The following is a 17,523-nucleotide window of genomic DNA, read 5'->3' as shown; positions in this document are numbered from 1 at the left end:
CCATCGCTGGCAGGCCAGCGATGGCGGTGGCTCAGTCACAACAATGCCGAGCGAACCGACCCCATCGCTGGCAGGCCAGCTCCCACAGGGGATCGGGGGCGAACACAAATCCCCTGTGGGAGCTAGCCTGCTGGCGATGGGGCCAGCACGGGCAACATCATTCAATCCAGATGCGCCCAGGTCATGCGAAACGACGCCCCACCCCACGGCGAGTCCGCCACTTCCACCTGCCCGCCATGGGACTGAGAAACCCGTCGTACCAACGCCAACCCCAGCCCAAAACCACCGGTGCGCCGATCACGACTGGCATCCAGCCGCGAGAACGGTTCGAAGATCTTCTCCCGCCCGTCCACCGGCACGCCCGGCCCGTCGTCGTTGACCCGCACTTCGTAATGATCACCGCAGCGCGCCAACGACACTTCGACCCGCCCATCGGCATAGCGAATGGCGTTGCGTAGCAAATTGATCACCGCCCGGGCCATAAAGCGCGGTTCGATACGTACCTGCTCGATCTGGCATTCAACTATCAGCAGCTGCACCCCCGCTGCTTCCGCTTCCAGCGCCACACTGCCGACCACGCTGTCGAGCCAACTGTTGGCCTGAATGTTTTCCCTGGTAATCACCGTAGCGCCGCGCTCCAGGCTGGCGTAGGTCAGCAGTTCCGAGACCATTTCCTCCAGCTCGCCAAGGTCGGCGTACATGTCGGCGATCAATTCGCGGTTTTGCGCCGGATCGGGCTGTTGCTTGAGCTGATCGAGTTCAAACGACAGCCGGGCAATAGGCGTGCGCAACTCATGGGACACCGCGTTGGTCAGCTCGCGCTGGTTGGCGATCAAGCCTTCGATACGCGCGGCCATCAGATTGAAGTGTTCGGACAGGTCGCGGATGTTCGAGCGTTTGGACAACTGGATTCGCGACGACAAATCGTTATCGCCAAACCGCTCGGCAGCCAGGCGTAGTTTTTCCAGATCCCGCCAGTGCGGCCGCACCCAAAAGAACAGCACGATACCAATCAGCACCGCCAGCATCAGGTAGGCCGCCGAAATGTAAAACGGCATCAGGCTTGGCTCGGCCGGCAACTTGATGCTCAGCAGTTGAGGGCCGCCATCGATGGACGAAATGAACTGCGTGTACTTCTCCCGAATCACCAGCAGGCCTTCGGCCAACAAGGCTTTTTCCTGATCATCCAGGGCCAGTTGTCCGGCATCGACCAGCGTCAATCCCAAACCATAATGCGGGCGCAACGAGTCCAGCTGTTGTTCCCGGCCCTGACCTTCCAGACCGCGCAGTTGCTCGACCAACGAGTACGCCTGACCGCGCACGGCCTCGCGGTTATACGCCTGCATCTGATTGTCGAGCAGCGCATTGAAGGTGTGCTCGACAGTCTGCAAGGCCGCCACCAGTCCAACCGCCAGCACCAGGTACAACCCCAGAAATAACCGCAGCATTTACAGCTCCCACGCGAAGGGATTGAACAGGTAGCCCTTGCCCCAGATGGTCTTGATGCACACCGGTTCGCGAGGATTGTCCTTGAGCTTGGCCCGCAGTTTGCTGATGTAGACGTCGACGCTGCGGTTGAGGCCGTCGAAGGCGATGCCGCGCATGCGGTTGAGGATGTCATCGCGGGACAGAATCTTGCCGGCGGCGCTGGCGAGCAACCACAGCAGTTCGAATTCCATGGTGGTCAACTCGATGCCCTCACCCGCCAGGCGCACTTCGCGGCAACTGCGGTCGATGCTCAGGTTGCCGAATTCGAGGGCACTGCAGACGCCGGTGTCCGGCGCCTGCCGACGCTGCAAGGCGCGCAAACGGGCCAGCAGCACCGGCGGTTTGATCGGTTTGATCACGTAGTCATCGGCGCCGGATTCCAGGCCCAGAATGTGGTCGAGGTCGTCCTCCTTGGCGGTGAGGATGACGATCGGCGTGTCCGACACGCTGCGAATCTCCCGGCACACATGCAGGCCGCTCTGACCCGGCAACATCAGGTCGAGCACGATGACTTTCGGTTTGAATTCAAGAAATGCGGCCAACGCCAGGTCACCACGGTGCACCACCCGGACCTCGAAGCCATGTTGGGACAGGAAATGTGCGATCAGCCCGGCAAGCTTTTCGTCGTCTTCCACCAGCAATACTTTGCCAAAACCCAGGTTATCCATAACGACCGTCTGCCAACCCTTGTTTGAAAGGGTCGTCATTATGGAGGGATTCACGCGCGAGGGCCGGGTTCCGGCGATGTTTCATACTCTTAAGAGTTTTTAACAGATTGTGCAGGAGCCTGGCTTGCCAGCGAAGGCGTTATTGAGATCGCTATCGCAGGCAAGCCGTGCTCCTACCGAGTTATGCCGCGACGGGCACACCGCTGTGGAAGCGGAATTCCACGTCCGGCGACTCGATCAACTCCTGCTCGGCGGCACGAACCCGGTCGATCACCTGAGCGATGTCCTTGGCGTCGCCGTACTGATAGGCCAGTTTCAGATAACCCTGAAAATGCCGGGCCTCGCTTTTCAGCAGGCCGAAGTAGAACTTGCCCAATTCTTCATCCAGGTGCGGTACCAGCGCCTCGAAACGCTCGCAGCTGCGGGCTTCAATGAACGCGCCAACCACCAGGGTATCCACCAGTTTCACCGGCTCGTGGCTGCGCACCACTTTGCGCAGGCCCGAGGCGTAACGCCCGGCGGAGAGTTGGCGCAGCTCGATCTTGCGCTTTTTCATCAGGCGCATGACCTGTTCGTGGTGCACCAGCTCTTCCCTGGCCAGACGCGACATCAGGTTGATCAGATCGACATGCGAGTGGTACTTGGCGATCAGGCTCAACGCCGTGCTGGCGGCCTTGAATTCGCAGTTCTTGTGGTCGATCAGCAAGGTTTCCTGATCGGCCAGCGCGGCCTGGACCCAGCCGTCAGGGGTGCGGCAGCCGAGGAACTCGTGAATTTCGGGAAGGATCATGGGGCTCACGGATAAAAGGTTCAAAACGAAGGGCGCCGATTATACCGGCCTGTCGGCAGACCACCAGTCGCCGCCATTGATATGCATCAAGTCCCGGGTTGCCGGGCAGCAACTATAGTTGTCCAACGCAGTGTTTTTTACTTCTTGGAGATCCCGCTCATGCAAGCCATTCGCAGCATCCTGGTGGTCATCGAACCCGAACACTCGGAAAGCCTGGCGCTCAAGCGCGCCAAACTGATCGCGGGCGTGACCCAGGCCCACCTGCACTTGCTGGTTTGCGACCCCAAGCACGACCACAGCGGCATGTTGGGCGTGCTCAAGGCCGCCCTGATCGACGACGGCTACAGCGTCACCACCGAACAGGCCTGGAACGAGAGCCTGCACGAAACCATCGTCGATGTGCAGCAAGCCGAAGGCTGCGGGTTGGTGATCAAGCAGCATTTCCCCGACAGCCCGCTGAAAAAGGCCCTGCTGACCCCGGCCGACTGGAAACTGCTGCGCTACTGCCCGACGCCGGTGTTGCTGGTCAAAACCTCGAAACCGTGGACCGGCGGGGTCATTCTGGCGGCCATCGACGTTGGCAATACCGACGGCGAGCACCGCACGCTGCATGCCTGCATCGTCGACCACGGCTACGACATCGCCAGCCTGGCCAAGGCCCAACTGCACGTGATCAGTGCCCATCCGTCGCCGATGCTGTCATCGGCCGACCCGGTGTTCCAGCTCAGGGAAACCATCGAGGCCAAGTATCGCGAGCAGTGCAAGGCGTTCCAGTCCGAATTCGACATCGACGACGAACACCTGCACATCGAGGAAGGCCCGGCAGATGTGCTGATTCCGCATATGGTTCACAAGCTGCAAGCGGCGGTGACAGTGATTGGCACCGTGGCGCGGACCGGGTTGTCCGGGGCGTTGATCGGCAATACGGCGGAAGTGGTACTGGATGCGGTGGAGAGCGATGTGCTGGTGCTCAAGCCGGATGAGATCATGGATCATCTGGAAGAGGTTGTGGCCCAGCATTGAGGTTTGCCTAGCCTTTGTGGCGAGGGAGCTTGCTCCCGTTCGGCTGCGCAGCAGTCGCAAAATCTGCTGGTGCGGTATTCCTGGAAGAATGCAGGGGCCGCTTCGCGACCCAACGGGAGCAAGCTCCCTCGCCACAGTCTTAGTGCTTACCCGCCGAAGGCGTCCTTGAGGAACCCCGGTGCGATGTAGCGCTGGTAATGCGCCTCAGACAGCAAAAAAAATTCCCGATCAATGGCATCACGCAATTCCGGCAGGTTCCAGTCGCGAAACTCCGGCATCAGCACCATCCCGTAAGCCTCCAGGTTGTTAATGACCCGCGCCCCGCGAGCGATCAACTGATAGGCCCAGCAATATTCCGACTGATGGGGTACAAAGCGGATTTTCCGTTGTTCAAGCTGCAAGCGCAGGCGCTGCGGGTCGAACACTTCCAGCTTGCTGGCCATCACTTGGGACAGCAATTGCTCAAGACGCAGCCACACCGCGCGCTTTTCTTCCTCGTTGTAACCGTTCCAGTTGATCACTTCGTGGTGGAAACGCTTGCAGCCACGGCACACCAGGTCACCGTAAACGGTGGAGCAGAGGCCGACGCAGGGGGTCTTGATGGTCTGATTGGGCATAGGTAGGCAAAACACGGGAAAGCAGAACAGGTCCGCATGTTAGCCCTTTGTCCAACATTGATCACCCCTCAATCTTGAGGGCCTCAGGGTCTATTGGACTTTGATGACGGCCGCGACGGATGCCCGCGCCTTGCCTCGCGCACGTTGACCCGGCAACGCGGCACGCCACCAAAGTCCAATAGCCCCTGACTTACCTTTAATTTTTTTTTGCCGTAGAATCAGCCAGCCTTTTAAGGCGCCAATGTCCGTTAGAAGCTGTTTTCAAAGCGTCACGAGCACAGTCGTTCCTACAGAGCGGTGTTGGCGAAGGGTTTTTCCAGCGGGGAAAAGCTCTACGCCAACCCTCATCAGCTCCCCGTTCTGCAGGCGTAAAACTTTGAAAGCAGCTTCTGTAAGGAATTGCCGGTAATTCTGGCTAAGTGGCCCACAACGCCACGCAGCGCATGAGTACGGCCATTTCGGGATGAGCGTCCCGGACACCCATTTGGGACCACTGATGAGGGTAATAACTGTGCTTGAAGCCTACCGCAAACATATCGAAGAGCGTGCAGCACTGGGTATCGTTCCCCAGCCGCTTAACGCCGAACAAACTGCAGGCCTGGTCGAGCTGCTGAAGAATCCCCCGGCTGGCGAAGAAGCTTTCCTCGTTGACCTGATCACCAATCGCATTCCACCTGGCGTGGACGAAGCAGCCTATGTAAAGGCTGGCTTCCTGTCTGCCCTGGCCAAAGGCGAAGCAACCTCCCCTCTGATCGACAAGAAACGCGCTGTTGAATTGCTCGGCACCATGCAGGGCGGCTACAACATCGTGACCCTGGTTGACCTGCTCGACAGCGCCGAACTGGCCCCAGTCGCTGCCGCTCAACTCAAGCACACCCTGCTGATGTTCGATGCGTTCCACGACGTCGCTGAAAAAGCCAAGAACGGTAACGTTCACGCCAAAGGCGTGCTGCAATCCTGGGCTGACGGCGAGTGGTTCCAGAACCGTCCGACCCTGGCCGACAAGATCAGCCTGCGCGTGTTCAAGGTCACCGGCGAAACCAACACCGACGACCTGTCCCCTGCCCCGGATGCCTGGTCCCGCCCGGACATCCCGCTGCACGCCCTGGCCATGCTGAAAATGGCCCGTGAAGGCATCGTGCCTGACGTCCAAGGCGTGACCGGCCCGATGAAGCAGATCGAAGAAATGCGCGGTCAAGGCTTCCCTATCGCCTACGTCGGTGACGTGGTCGGTACTGGTTCGTCGCGTAAATCGGCTACCAACTCGGTACTGTGGTTCTTCGGTGACGACGTTCCGCACGTGCCGAACAAACGTGCTGGCGGTTTCTGCTTCGGCAGCAAGATCGCTCCAATCTTCTACAACACCATGGAAGATGCTGGCGCACTGCCAATCGAGTTCGACGTTTCCAACATGCACATGGGCGACGTGATCGACCTGTACCCGCATGCTGGCAAAGTCTGCAAACACGGCACCGACGAAGTCCTGACCACCTTCGAAATGAAGACCCCGGTTCTGTTGGACGAAGTTCGTGCTGGCGGCCGTATTCCGCTGATCATCGGTCGCGGTCTGACCGACAAGGCGCGCGCCGAGCTGGGCCTGGGCCCTACCGATCTGTTCAAACTGCCTGAAGCACCTGTCGACACCGGCAAGGGTTTCACCCTGGCACAGAAAATGGTCGGCAAGGCTTGCGGTCTGCCAGAAGGCAAAGGCGTTCGTCCTGGCACCTACTGCGAACCGAAAATGACCACCGTCGGTTCTCAGGACACCACCGGTCCTATGACCCGTGACGAACTGAAAGACCTGGCGTGCCTGGGCTTCTCGACCGATCTGGTAATGCAGTCCTTCTGCCATACCGCGGCTTACCCTAAGCCGATCGACGTGACCACCCACCACACCCTGCCAGACTTCATCATGACCCGCGGCGGCGTTTCCCTGCGTCCGGGCGACGGCATCATCCACAGCTGGCTGAACCGCATGCTGCTGCCGGACACCGTCGGTACCGGTGGTGACTCCCACACCCGTTTCCCGATGGGCATTTCGTTCCCGGCCGGTTCCGGCCTGGTTGCGTTTGCCGCGGCCACCGGCGTTATGCCGCTGGACATGCCGGAATCGATCCTGGTGCGCTTCAAAGGCAAAATGCAACCGGGCGTTACCCTGCGCGACCTGGTTCACGCCATTCCTTACTTCGCGATTCAGGCTGGCCTGCTGACCGTCGAGAAGAAAGGCAAGAAGAACGCTTTCTCCGGCCGCATCCTGGAAATCGAAGGCCTGGACAACCTGAGCATCGAGCAAGCTTTCGAGCTGTCCGACGCCTCGGCTGAACGTTCGGCTGCCGGTTGCACCATCAAGCTGTCGAAAGACTCCATCACCGAGTACCTGAACTCCAACATCACCCTGCTGCGCTGGATGATCGGCGAAGGCTACGGCGATGCGCGTACTCTGGAACGTCGCGCTCAAGCGATGGAAGCCTGGGTTGCCAACCCTGAGCTGATGGTTGCCGATGCTGACGCCGAATACGCTGAAATCATCGAAATCGACCTGGCCGACATCAAAGAGCCTGTGCTCTGCGCGCCAAACGATCCGGACGACGCCCGTCTGCTGTCCAGCGTTGCTGGCGAGAAGATCGACGAAGTGTTCATCGGTTCGTGCATGACCAACATCGGTCACTTCCGCGCTGCCGGCAAGTTGCTGGATCAGGTCAAGGGTCAGTTGCCAACTCGTCTGTGGCTGTCGCCGCCGACCAAAATGGACGCTCACCAGCTGACCGAAGAAGGCTACTACGGCATCTACGGCAAGGCCGGCGCACGCATGGAAATGCCGGGTTGCTCGCTGTGCATGGGTAACCAGGCACGTGTAGAGCCGAACTCGACTGTTGTGTCGACCTCGACCCGTAACTTCCCGAACCGTCTGGGTGACGGCGCGAACGTCTACCTGGCTTCGGCTGAGCTGGCGTCTGTTGCTTCCATCCTGGGTCGCCTGCCGACCGTCGAGGAGTACATGGAATACGCTGGCAAGATCGACAGCATGGCGGCTGATGTTTACCGCTACCTGTCCTTCGACCAGATCGCCGAGTTCCGTGAAGCTGCTGCGAACGCCAACATTCCGGTCGTTCAAGCCTAACGCTGCAACGCAATAGAAAACGCCGCCCATCGCGAGATGAGCGGCGTTTTTTTATCCCCGCCCCCACCCGCGCAGGAGCAAAGCTTGCTCGCAAAGGCGGTGTATCAACCAACACCAACGTTGAATGCTCGCGATGGCGGTGTATCAGCCAACACCTGCGTTGAATGCTAGACCGCTTTAGCGAGCAAGCTCGGCTCCTACAGTTTTCGCGGGACGCCTGCGAAGCCGGCAGCACCACAACTTCGTAGGAGCAAAGCTTGCTCGCGAAGACGGTGTATCAGCCAGCACCGGCGTTGAATGCTCGACCGCTTTCGCGAGCAAGCTCGGCTCCTATAGTTTTCGCGGGACGCCTGCGAAGGCCGGCAGCACCACAACTTCGTAGGAGCAAAGCTTGCTCGCGAAGGCGGTGTATCAGCCAACACCTGCATTGAATGCTAGACCGCTTTCGCGAGCAAGCTCGGCTCCTACAGTTTTCGCGGGACGCCTGCGAGGCCGGCAGCACCACAACTTCGTAGGAGCAAAGCTTGCTCGCGATGGCGGTGTATCAGCCAACACCTGCGTGAATGCTCGACCGCTTTCGCGAGCAAGCTTTGCTCCTACGAGATTGGCGGTGCTTAGAAGAGTTCGTTGAAGGGTATGAAGCGCAGCGGGTCGCCGACCTGGTGCGTGCTGTTCTCGGTGATTTCCACCAGGCCATCGGCCCAGGTCGCGCCGAGCAGTACGCCGGAACTCTGATTCGGGTAGAGCACCGCAACCCCCGCTTCCAGACGCGCCCGCAGGTATTCACGGCGGCTGGCCGATTTCGTCCAGGCAAACCCGGCCTTCACCGTGAAGCTCAGCGGCATCACGTCTTCGACACCTTGAATCCTCAACAGATACGGTCTGGCAAGCAAGCCAAAGGTCACGAGCGCGGCAGTCGGATTACCCGGCAGACCGATCACCGGCACTGCGCCGATATGGCCAACCGTCAGCGGCTTGCCGGGCTTGATCGCCAATTTCCACAACAGCGCTTTACCGTTGTCACGCAGTACCTGACCGAGGCAATCAGCATCGCCTGCGGACACCCCGCCCGTGGTCAGAATCAGGTCAGCGCTGACTTGCAACTGCTCAAGCTTGAGCCGGGTTTGCGCCGGGCGATCCGGCAAGATACCAGCGTCGATCACCTCGCAACCCAGTTCACGCAACCAGTGCGCGAGCAACACACGGTTACTGTTATAGATGCTGCCAGGACGCAGCGGCAGGCCCGGTTCGACCAGTTCGTCACCGGTCGACAACAACGCCACCCGAGGCCGACGCACAACGTGCAGTTGCGCCAACCCCTGCCCTGCCGCCACTGCCAGCTCGAACGGTCCGAGACGCTTGCCGACGCGCAGCAAAATGTCACCGGCACGGTTCTCCTGACCTTGCGCGCGGATGTTCTGGCCAATTTTCAGCGGCTGCAAAAACCGCACGCGACCGTCTTCCAGTACCTCGACGTTTTCCTGCATTTCCACGCAATTGGCACCGGGCGGCACAGGTGCTCCCGTAAAGATCCGTGCACAACTGCCCGGCAACAAGGCATCCGGCGCGAGCCCCGCGTAGACGCGTTGCGACACCGCCAAAGGCTGGCGATGCAGATCCGCAAGGTTCAGGGCGTATCCGTCCATGGCGCTGTTCGGCCACGGCGGCAGATCGAGTGTCGCTACCAGATCACTCGCCAGCACCCGCCCGCACGCGTCATCCAGCGCGAGGATTTCACTGTCCGCCAGACACTGCTCATTGGCCATGGCCAGTAATTGCTCCAGCGCATCCTCAACCGGCATCAACGCTGCCCAGCTCATCCGCGGGTGCCGCAGGCGTGTACCGATTTAAGGTGTGGGACGAAGTTGCACGGGCGGTGACGGTTGTCGAGTTGCTCGGCCAGAATACCTTCCCACGCCGTGCGGCAGGCGCCGGTCGAGCCCGGCAGGCAGCACACCAGCGTGCCGTTGGACAACCCGGCCAATGCACGGCTCTGTACGGTGGAAGTACCGATGTCGAGGATCGAGATCGCGCGGAATAACTCACCGAAACCATCAACCTGTTTGTCGAGCAGGCAGACCACCGCTTCGGGGGTGCTGTCGCGCCCGGTGAAGCCGGTGCCGCCGGTAATCAGCACGACCTGAACGCTTTCATCGGCAATCCAGTTCGCCACCTGAGCACGGATCTTGTACAGATCGTCCTTGAGCAAATTGCGCGCGCTCAGCGTGTGACCCGCCTCCAGCAGACGACTGACCAATAATTGGCCGGAGGTATCGCTGGCGTAATCGCGCGTATCACTGACCGTCAGCACAGCAATGTTCAGGGGGACAAACAGCGCATCCGATTTGACGCTCAAGGGGATTCTCCGGCAACAATCGATTCAATTGCCAACAAGCCTAAGTGCCTCTTCTTATGAGTGTCTAATCACTCTCGCCAACCACACTATCGAGCGCCTCTATCAGACGGGTTTGCCACACTGAAAGCCATCAAGGCAGGGACTGATAGACAGCCTTTAAACACATCCGATTGGACGCACAATCGCTGAAATGAGATCGTCGCACCCTGCGCTTTTTGTGCGCTGTGCGCCTCTGCGTCAATTCAATCAACCCCCCTTCGAGCAGGTGCCGTCTTGGACATCAAACAACTCAAGTTCCTGATCGCGCTGGACGAAACCCGCCACTTCGGCCAGGCCGCCGCACGCTGCCACATCACGCAGCCGACCCTGTCGATGCGTTTGCGCAATCTGGAAGATGAGCTGGATCTGGTGCTGGTCAACCGCGGTCAGCGCTTTGAAGGCTTCACGCAAGCAGGCGAACGCGTATTGGCCTGGGCCCGCACCTTGCTGGCAGCGCACGATGGCCTGTTCGCCGAAGCAGCGGCGTGTCGCGGGCAATTGGTCGGTAGCTTGCGTCTGGGGTTGGTGCCACTGAGCAGCTTCAACCCGGTCAATTACATTCAGGGTTTGTCGCGGTCGTATCCGGAGCTGAAATTCAGCCTGTCGTCACTCAGTTCCGATGAAATCATCGCCAGTCTCGGCAACAACCAACTGGACTTGGGCGTGTGCTATCTCGATCACGTCAACCCGAACTATTTCGAGTTTTTCGAGATTGGCGAAACCCGCGTCGGTTTGCTCTATGACAACCGTCACTTCCATTTCGAAGGCACGCAAATGAGCTGGGAAGACGCCGCCGAACTGCCGCTGGGCATGATCACCACCGGCATGCATTACCGCAAATCCATCGACTTGAGTTTTCGCAGCCGCGGGCTGAGTCCACAGCCGATCATGGAGAGCGATTCGACCTATCAGCTGTTGCAGGCGATTCACCAGGGCTTCTGCTGCTCGATCATGCCGCTGGACAGCGGCCTGGAGGAGCCGATCGAACATCTGTCATTCATGAATTTGCCGGACGCCAGCGTGCTTGCGCCATTGGGTCTGGTGATGCGCAAGACGGAACCGCGCTCGGCGATTGCCGAAAAGTGCTTCGCCGAAGCACGCAAGCTCTTCGGGATCGAAGCACCTGCTGTTTGAGTGATTTCTCCTGGCATTGATGCTGGATGCCAGGCTGTCTTCGCATGCAGGCTCGCCCACCGCAACCTGAGTGTTGAAGATATTTCACATTGATCGTTTACACGCCCGCGGATTCCCCCTTACTATCCGGGGCACACCGGTCGGCGAGCCTGCCCCGCCACCGACGTTTTCCGCCAACGGAAACACGCGTTATGAGCACGTCACCACAACAATTAAAATCGTTGAACGTCTCCGCTGTGTGCGCCCTCTGCTACGGGGGCCGCGCATGAATCGTATCGTCAATCTCCCCATGGCCCTGCGCCGTTCCAAGCTGCGTCACTCCGCACGCCCGCCGGATATCGCCTGCTGATTTCTTTCAGTCAGCAAACAAGCAATGTGGCGAGGGAGCTTGCTCCCGCCGGGGCACCAAGCGGCCCTGAGAGATCGGACTGCTGTGCAGTCGCGCGCGAGCGAACTCCCTCGCCACAGGTTCGTTGTCACTTCTGACTGATCACTTTTGATATCCCTGCCAGGACACCCTAAACGTGTCCGGCCCGAATCTGCGCGCCTGTGCGGCGCCCCCATGAGTGTTTGCCATGAAATTCGCAGCCATTGAAGACGCACGCCTGTTCCTCGAACAGCACCCGGATATCGAGATGTTCGAGCTGTTCATCCTCGACAACAACGGCGTGCCACGCGGCAAGTTGCTGCATCGTGATGAACTGTTGGCGGTGTACGAAAGCGGCCGGCCACTGCCCAGCACCATTCTGGGCCTGACCATCAATGGCGATGACGTGGAAAACTCCGGGCTGGTGTGGGACGTCGGTGATATCGACTGCCGCGCCTATCCGGTCAGCGGCAGTTTGCAGCGCATGCCGTGGCGGCTGATTCCAACCGCGGCGGTGCAAGTCAGCATGCATCCCAAGGAAGGGCTACCGGCGACCATTGCCGACCCACGGCACTTGCTGGCAAAGGTTATCGAGGGCTTGCAGGCCGACGGCTATTACCCGGTGATGGCGGCGGAGCTGGAGTTTTATCTGCTGGATCAACAGCGCGACAGCAATGGTCGGCCGCAACCGGCGCGGGACGTTGATGGTGGGCGACCACGGGCCACCCAGGTTTATGGTTTACGCGAACTGGAGCAGATCGAACCGTTCTTGGCCGACCTCTACAGCGCCTGCAAACTCCAGGGCATTCCGGCGCGCACGGCGATTTCCGAATATGCGCCGGGCCAGGTCGAAATCACCCTCGAACATCGCACCGACGCCTTGCAGGCGATGGACGAAGCGGTGCGTTACAAACGGCTGGTCAAAGGTGTGGCCCACAAGCACGGGATGGCCGCTTGCTTCATGGCCAAACCCTTCGATGACCTGGCCGGCACCGGGATGCACATGCACGTCAGCCTGGCCGACAGGGACGGCAACAACCTGTTCGCCAGCGCAGCGCCCGACGGCACGCCGCTGCTCAGGCATGCAGTGGGCGGGATGCTCAGTACGTTGCTCGATTCGCTGCTGTTGTTCTGCCCGAACGCCAACTCCTATCGCCGTTTCCAGACCAACAGCTATGCGCCACTGGCCGCCACCTGGGGGGTGGACAACCGCACCGTGAGCCTGCGGGTGCCGGGCGGGCCGGCGTTCTCCCGGCATATCGAACACCGCATCTGCGGCGCCGACGCCAACCCGTACCTGGCGGCGGCCGCGATCCTGGCCGGTATTCACCGTGGCATTCGCGAGCAACTCGACCCCGGTGCTCCGGTGGAAGGCAACGGTTATGCCCAGGCCACCGAACTGCTACCCACCGACTGGTTGACGTCGTTGCAAGCGCTGGAAAATTCCGCGTGGGCACGTGATGCGTTGGGCCAGGAATTTCTCGGGGTATATCTGGCGGTGAAACGCGCCGAGTACCGGCAGTTCATGGCCGAGGTGGGTGAGCAGGATTGGCGTTGGTACCTGACCGAAGCCTGAAGCACAACCACCGCTTTTGTAGGAGTGAGCCTGCTCGCGATGAGGCCATGTCAGTCAACATTTTGGTTGATTGACACACCGCTATCGCGAGCAGGCTCACTCCTACAAAGGACCGCGTACCGATTCGAAATTTGTGTGGACACTGACATGACCGAACGCTGCAATTCCTACTACACCGCCACCCTCAACCAGGACACCGACTACCCGACCCTGCAAGGTCGGCACTCGGTTGACGTGGTCGTCATCGGCGGCGGTTTCACCGGCGTCGCCACTGCCGTCGAACTCGCCGAAAAAGGCCTGAAAGTCGCCATCGTCGAGAGCAACAAAATCGGCTGGGGTGCCACCGGGCGCAACGGCGGCCAAGTCACTGGCAGCCTTTCCGGCGACGGTGCGATGCGCAAACAAATGCGCGGCAAACTCGGCGATGACGTCGACGATTTCATCTGGCACCTGCGCTGGCGCGGGCACGAAATCATCAAGCAACGCGTGGCGAAATACGCCATTCAGTGCGACCTCAAACACGGTCATTTGCACGCGGCCTACAAGCCGAGCCACATGCCCGATTTGCGCAACGATTACGAAGAAGCCGTGCGCCGTGGACTGGGTGATGAAGTCAGCATGCTCGACCGCAGCCAGGTCCGTGACCTGCTGCAAAGCGAGCTCTACCACGGCGCGATCAAGAACACCCGCAACATGCACCTGCACCCGCTCAACCTGTGCATCGGCGAGGCGCGGGCGGCGGAAAGCCTGGGGGCACTGATCTTCGAAAACAGCGAAGTTCTGGAGATCATTCACGGCGATACGCCAGGCGTAAGGACTGCTCACGGTCAGATCGACGCCAAGCAAGTGATGCTCGCCGGCGATGTCTACCACAAGCTCGAACCGGGCCAGCTCAAGGGCAAGATTTTTCCGGCCATGGGCGGCATCGTCACCACCGCGCCGCTCGGTGATCTGGCGCGGCAGATCAACCCCGAAGATCTGGCGGTGTACGACTGCCGTTTCGTCCTCGATTACTACCGCCTCACCGCCGACGGCCGCCTGCTGTTCGGCGGCGGCGCCAATTACAGCGGCAAGGACTCACGCGATATCGCCGGCGAACTGCGCCCGTGCATCGAACAGACCTTCCCGGCGCTCAAAGGTGTGCAGATCGACTACCAGTGGAGCTGCGCGATGGGCATCGTCATCAACCGCATTCCGCAACTGGGCAAGCTCTCGGACAACGTCTGGTATTGCCAGGGCTACTCCGGCCACGGCATCGCCACCACGCACATCATGGGCGAAATCATGAGCCGGGCAATCACCGGGCAACTGGAGCAGTTCGATACGTTTGCCGCGTGTCAGCACATTCGTGTGCCGATGGGCGATTTGCTGGGCAATCCGATGCTGGCGGCGGGGATGTGGTATTACCAGATGCTTGAAAAACTGCGTTGATCGCACTGGCCCTTTCGCGAGCAAGCCCGCTCCCACATGGGAAACGCATTCCAATGTGGGAGCGAGCTTGCTCGCGAAGAGGCCGGCAGCATCAGCAAAAATCTCAGTCCGGCAACTGCTCCACCTCGATCCCCAATCGCCGGTAATCCTCAACACTGCCCGACGCCAGATGCCGTTCAGTGATCAACATGTGCAACCGCTCACACCCCGCCACCACAAACGGCTCTACCGCCCCGAGCTTGTCCGCCGTGGTCACCGCAATCACCCGCGTCGCGCCGTCGAGCATCGCCTGTTTCACCGGCACTTCATCGAAATGCAACGAGGTGATCCCCACCTCCGGATGAATCGCGCACACGCCGGTAATCGCCAGATCAGCCTTGATCCCTGCGAGCAAGCGCAAGGCCTCATGACCACCCGCCGACATTGTCCGTGGATTCAATGTCCCGCCCGCCAGAATCACCTTCACGCCCTCGAATTCCGACAACGCAATCGCGATCATCGGTGAAGCCGTGACCGCAGTGATGGTGATGCCTGCTGGCAGCGACCGGGCGATCTGCAGCGTCGTGGAGCCGGAATCGAACATCACAATCTGGCCATCCTGCACGCGCCGGGCAGCAAATTGCGCGAGGTTCGTTTTCACCTCATCGGTTTCGCCGACCCGGGTGATGAAGTCCTTGCCGGTGTCCTTGGGTCGCGGCAGCGCCCCGCCATGCACCCGCTGCACCAGGCCGGCGTTGTCCAGTTCTGCCAGATCGCGGCGGATGGTGTCTTCGGACACAGCGAAATGCTGACTGAGCTCGGACGCCATGACCTTGCCGTCACGCTCCAGGATCAACAGGATTTTCTGCCGGCGTAGGGATGGGAGTTCGGAAGCGGAATGATCGTGCATGATTCTGCCTGTTTATGCTTGTAGTTGCAGGTTCGCCGAGACTAGCGAAACCCTCAAGCGAACACAAACCGGCGGCTATCAATTGTTTCGATCATTGGAATCAACAAGGCGAATTTTTCTTTGCTTCGCGCCTGTTCAGAATGGCCCCACTTCTAAAAGGCTCAGGATGAACACCTCATGAATCTCAATTTCGCGTTTGCGTGCATGATCGTCGTGTCGTTCGCCGTTGCGCTCGGCCACGCCTGACACGCTTCAGACCGACGCCGGCAGATGCTGGCGGAGCCACTTATGGGCCGGATCGCGGTGCGAGCGTTCGCCCCATAGCTTGGTACTTTCAGCGGTGCGTCGACCACTTGCAGCGCGAGATGATCAAAAGATCGCAGCCTTCGGCAGTTCCTACAGGGGGTTCAGCCGCGCAGTCTTGCGATCGCCCGCCGATACTTCTCGATCCGTTCCAGATCTTCCCAGGACGGTTGCGCAATCCGGGACAGGTCGCTGTTCTCTTCCAGATCCGCGAGTTTGACCACCCGGCCAATCGGGTTCAACGCCGCACGCTCGACGAATGCCTCATAGGATTCCCCCGGCACCTTGGTGACCGAGGCAATGGCCGTCAGCACCGTTTCGCTGAAGCCTTCTTGCCGCAAGTCTTCGAGGCTGATGCCGGTGTCTTCAACCACGTCATGCAGCACCGCGACGATCCGCTCTTCCAGGGTGTTGACCCGCAGCATGACTTTCAGCGGATGCAGGATGTAAGGCGCCCCGCCCTTGTCGACCTGTCCCGCATGGGCGGCAGCAGCGATGGCAATGGCTCGTTCCAGGGTCTGAGTCATCTTGGTGCTCCTCGGGTTAAACGTCGTAGCGGCCGCCGACGTGAATATTGCGCTTGAGCCAGCCACCAATCGCCTTCAAGCGCCCGCCGGACGTACCCGGCTCGGCGTGCCGCTTGAGAATCATCGACACCAGCGTCGCCTGATCGATATCAGGATTGGCATCAAGCAACTCGACGACCCAGGCACAATCAGCTTTTTTCAGGTGCTCCCGACATTGGCCGGGCCAGGCGTCCAGCTCATCCAGCGCCAGCCAGCGCGCCCCGCCCTGCTCGGCATGCCCACCGCCAATCGACTGCTCGAAACAGAACGGCGTCGCGGGTTGCGACAGGTCGATGCTGAACAGATAGACATCGTGGCTTTTGTGCTGCGGCGTGGGGGCGTTGTTGCGGCTGCCGATTTCGATCATGGCAATGTTCCAATCCTTGGTGCGCTGGAGAGTCGCGATAGTTGGCAGTCTACCGGAGCGGTGTAACTGAACAACCCGATTGAGCCTTAGTCCTCTGTGCAATGTGCGCTGGTTGGTAAAACGCTGAGTTTTCAGACGGACATACTGAGTATCGTTGAAAGCCAGGCAAGGTAATCGATCAACTCGACCCGATACATTCCCGATGCGATGGGATACGCCAGGCGCAAGTCCTCAGGGCTGTTGACCCAAGAGACTTGATCAATGTTTTCTTGAGGATTTCAGGCGCAAAAAACCGATGCCAGATCTGACATCGGTTTTTTTGGGGTTCCTCTCCGTAAAAAAGGTATCGCTGTGTTACCGCTTCATGGCCTCACACTGATTACGTAGATCCCCATCTCTGATGCTGGCGCAGGTACTGCCCTTTTTGGCTTCACAGAACGCGCGCTGATCGCTATCCCGAATAGAGGCGCACGTACTGCCCTTCTCTGCTTCGCAGGACGCACGCAAATCCGAATCCCTGATGCTGGCGCAAGTGCTGCCCTTCTTGGCCTCACAGTAGGCACGCTGATCATTGTCACGAATGCTGGCGCACGTACTGCCCTTCTCCGCTTCGCATGACGCACGCAAGTCATTGTCCCGGATAGAGGCGCAGGTATTGCCTTCCTGCGTGGCCTGGCAATAATTGCGCTGATCGTTGTCACTGATGCTGGAACAACTGGCAAACGTGTAACCACTGAACATCAATAACATCGCAAAAATCAGTTTCATCTCACACTTCCATGGGTTTG

At 59.8% G+C, this 17,523-nt stretch carries 15 protein-coding genes and 1 pseudogene; 5 read left to right on the top strand and 11 right to left on the bottom strand.

Annotated features, from left to right (window positions below; translation table 11 throughout):
* Positions 1-161 precede the first annotated feature (161 nt).
* The 3 genes from JFT87_RS15785 to miaE all read right to left on the bottom strand — a co-directional run bounded on the left by JFT87_RS15785 (position 162) and on the right by miaE (position 2,946).
* Complete coding sequence (locus JFT87_RS15785) at positions 162-1,448, bottom strand: ATP-binding protein (RefSeq protein WP_201202604.1); 1,287 nt, start codon at positions 1,446-1,448, stop codon at positions 162-164.
* Complete coding sequence (locus JFT87_RS15780; RefSeq protein ID WP_201205217.1) at positions 1,449-2,156, bottom strand: winged helix-turn-helix domain-containing protein; 708 nt, start codon at positions 2,154-2,156, stop codon at positions 1,449-1,451.
* Between the two features lie 181 nt (positions 2,157-2,337).
* Complete coding sequence (gene miaE, locus JFT87_RS15775; protein ID WP_201202602.1) at positions 2,338-2,946, bottom strand: tRNA-(ms[2]io[6]A)-hydroxylase; 609 nt, start codon at positions 2,944-2,946, stop codon at positions 2,338-2,340.
* Between the two features lie 159 nt (positions 2,947-3,105).
* On the opposite strand from miaE, the gene JFT87_RS15770 reads away from it, so the two are divergent.
* Positions 3,106-3,969 (top strand): universal stress protein, encoded by an 864-nt coding sequence (locus JFT87_RS15770; RefSeq protein ID WP_201202600.1) that lies wholly within the window; start codon positions 3,106-3,108, stop codon positions 3,967-3,969.
* Positions 3,970-4,115: 146 nt separating this feature from the next.
* Here the strand turns inward: JFT87_RS15770 and JFT87_RS15765 are convergent, their stop codons facing one another.
* Positions 4,116-4,586 carry a DUF1289 domain-containing protein gene (locus tag JFT87_RS15765; protein ID WP_008028699.1) on the bottom strand — a complete coding sequence of 157 codons (471 nt, stop codon included), beginning with the start codon at positions 4,584-4,586 and terminating at the stop codon, positions 4,116-4,118.
* A gap of 511 nt (positions 4,587-5,097) precedes the next feature.
* On the opposite strand from JFT87_RS15765, the gene acnB reads away from it, so the two are divergent.
* Entirely contained in the window at positions 5,098-7,707 is a 2,610-nt protein-coding gene (gene acnB / locus JFT87_RS15760) for a bifunctional aconitate hydratase 2/2-methylisocitrate dehydratase (protein WP_201205215.1), read from the top strand.
* 614 nt (positions 7,708-8,321) lie between these two features.
* On the opposite strand, the gene JFT87_RS15755 is transcribed toward acnB, so the two are convergent.
* Positions 8,322-9,527, bottom strand: a complete 1,206-nt coding sequence (locus JFT87_RS15755; protein ID WP_201202598.1) for a molybdopterin molybdotransferase MoeA — start codon at positions 9,525-9,527, stop codon at positions 8,322-8,324.
* The gene (gene moaB / locus JFT87_RS15750) at positions 9,524-10,063 is read right to left on the bottom strand and encodes a molybdenum cofactor biosynthesis protein B (protein WP_201202596.1); all 540 of its coding nucleotides are present in this window, start codon (positions 10,061-10,063) and stop codon (positions 9,524-9,526) included. Before moaB ends, JFT87_RS15755 begins: the two co-directional genes overlap by 4 nt.
* Positions 10,064-10,336: 273 nt before the next feature.
* On the opposite strand from moaB, the gene JFT87_RS15745 reads away from it, so the two are divergent.
* The 3 genes from JFT87_RS15745 to JFT87_RS15735 all read left to right on the top strand — a co-directional run bounded on the left by JFT87_RS15745 (position 10,337) and on the right by JFT87_RS15735 (position 14,610).
* Positions 10,337-11,236: a LysR family transcriptional regulator gene (locus JFT87_RS15745; RefSeq protein WP_201202595.1), complete on the top strand. Its 900-nt coding sequence runs from the start codon at positions 10,337-10,339 to the stop codon at positions 11,234-11,236.
* Between the two features lie 575 nt (positions 11,237-11,811).
* Positions 11,812-13,179, top strand: coding sequence for a glutamine synthetase family protein (locus JFT87_RS15740; RefSeq protein WP_201202593.1), 1,368 nt, complete (start codon positions 11,812-11,814; stop codon positions 13,177-13,179).
* Positions 13,180-13,326: 147 nt separating this feature from the next.
* Positions 13,327-14,610 carry an NAD(P)/FAD-dependent oxidoreductase gene (locus JFT87_RS15735; protein WP_201202591.1) on the top strand — a complete coding sequence of 428 codons (1,284 nt, stop codon included), beginning with the start codon at positions 13,327-13,329 and terminating at the stop codon, positions 14,608-14,610.
* A 103-nt stretch (positions 14,611-14,713) separates the two neighbouring features.
* Here JFT87_RS15735 and JFT87_RS15730 read toward each other — a convergent pair whose 3' ends face one another.
* The 5 genes and pseudogenes from JFT87_RS15730 to JFT87_RS15715 form a co-directional block, all read right to left on the bottom strand.
* Positions 14,714-15,499: a DeoR/GlpR family DNA-binding transcription regulator gene (locus JFT87_RS15730; RefSeq protein ID WP_201202589.1), complete on the bottom strand. Its 786-nt coding sequence runs from the start codon at positions 15,497-15,499 to the stop codon at positions 14,714-14,716.
* Positions 15,500-15,751: 252 nt separating this feature from the next.
* Positions 15,752-15,858: pseudogene (locus JFT87_RS28425) on the bottom strand (LysR family transcriptional regulator); the annotation flags it as partial.
* A 48-nt stretch (positions 15,859-15,906) separates the two neighbouring features.
* Complete coding sequence (locus JFT87_RS15725; protein ID WP_201202587.1) at positions 15,907-16,329, bottom strand: HD domain-containing protein; 423 nt, start codon at positions 16,327-16,329, stop codon at positions 15,907-15,909.
* A gap of 16 nt (positions 16,330-16,345) precedes the next feature.
* Positions 16,346-16,735, bottom strand: coding sequence for a hypothetical protein (locus JFT87_RS15720; RefSeq protein WP_201202585.1), 390 nt, complete (start codon positions 16,733-16,735; stop codon positions 16,346-16,348).
* Positions 16,736-17,089: 354 nt separating this feature from the next.
* Positions 17,090-17,503 carry a hypothetical protein gene (locus JFT87_RS15715; RefSeq protein ID WP_201202583.1) on the bottom strand — a complete coding sequence of 138 codons (414 nt, stop codon included), beginning with the start codon at positions 17,501-17,503 and terminating at the stop codon, positions 17,090-17,092.
* Positions 17,504-17,523: the final 20 nt, after the last annotated feature.

The organism is Pseudomonas sp. TH15 (assembly GCF_016651105.1).
GTDB lineage: Bacteria > Pseudomonadota > Gammaproteobacteria > Pseudomonadales > Pseudomonadaceae > Aquipseudomonas.
The sequence above is the reverse complement of the archived record's forward strand: the minus strand, read 5'-3'. Positions and strand labels throughout refer to the sequence as shown.

Bases quoted from the DNA above. Each gene is read 5' to 3' on its own strand.
- JFT87_RS15780 (WP_201205217.1), bottom strand. From the start codon at position 2,156: ATGGATAACCTGGGTTTTGGCAAAGTATTGCTGGTGGAAGACGACGAA.
- JFT87_RS15770 (WP_201202600.1), top strand. From the start codon at position 3,106: ATGCAAGCCATTCGCAGCATCCTGGTGGTCATCGAACCCGAACACTCG.
- JFT87_RS15765 (WP_008028699.1), bottom strand. From the start codon at position 4,586: ATGCCCAATCAGACCATCAAGACCCCCTGCGTCGGCCTCTGCTCCACC.
- miaE (WP_201202602.1), bottom strand. From the start codon at position 2,946: ATGATCCTTCCCGAAATTCACGAGTTCCTCGGCTGCCGCACCCCTGAC.
- JFT87_RS15720 (WP_201202585.1), bottom strand. From the start codon at position 16,735: ATGATCGAAATCGGCAGCCGCAACAACGCCCCCACGCCGCAGCACAAA.
- JFT87_RS15785 (WP_201202604.1), bottom strand. From the start codon at position 1,448: ATGCTGCGGTTATTTCTGGGGTTGTACCTGGTGCTGGCGGTTGGACTG.
- JFT87_RS15725 (WP_201202587.1), bottom strand. From the start codon at position 16,329: ATGACTCAGACCCTGGAACGAGCCATTGCCATCGCTGCTGCCGCCCAT.
- JFT87_RS15735 (WP_201202591.1), top strand. From the start codon at position 13,327: ATGACCGAACGCTGCAATTCCTACTACACCGCCACCCTCAACCAGGAC.
- JFT87_RS15715 (WP_201202583.1), bottom strand. From the start codon at position 17,503: ATGAAACTGATTTTTGCGATGTTATTGATGTTCAGTGGTTACACGTTT.
- JFT87_RS15755 (WP_201202598.1), bottom strand. From the start codon at position 9,527: ATGAGCTGGGCAGCGTTGATGCCGGTTGAGGATGCGCTGGAGCAATTA.
- JFT87_RS15730 (WP_201202589.1), bottom strand. From the start codon at position 15,499: ATGCACGATCATTCCGCTTCCGAACTCCCATCCCTACGCCGGCAGAAA.
- JFT87_RS15740 (WP_201202593.1), top strand. From the start codon at position 11,812: ATGAAATTCGCAGCCATTGAAGACGCACGCCTGTTCCTCGAACAGCAC.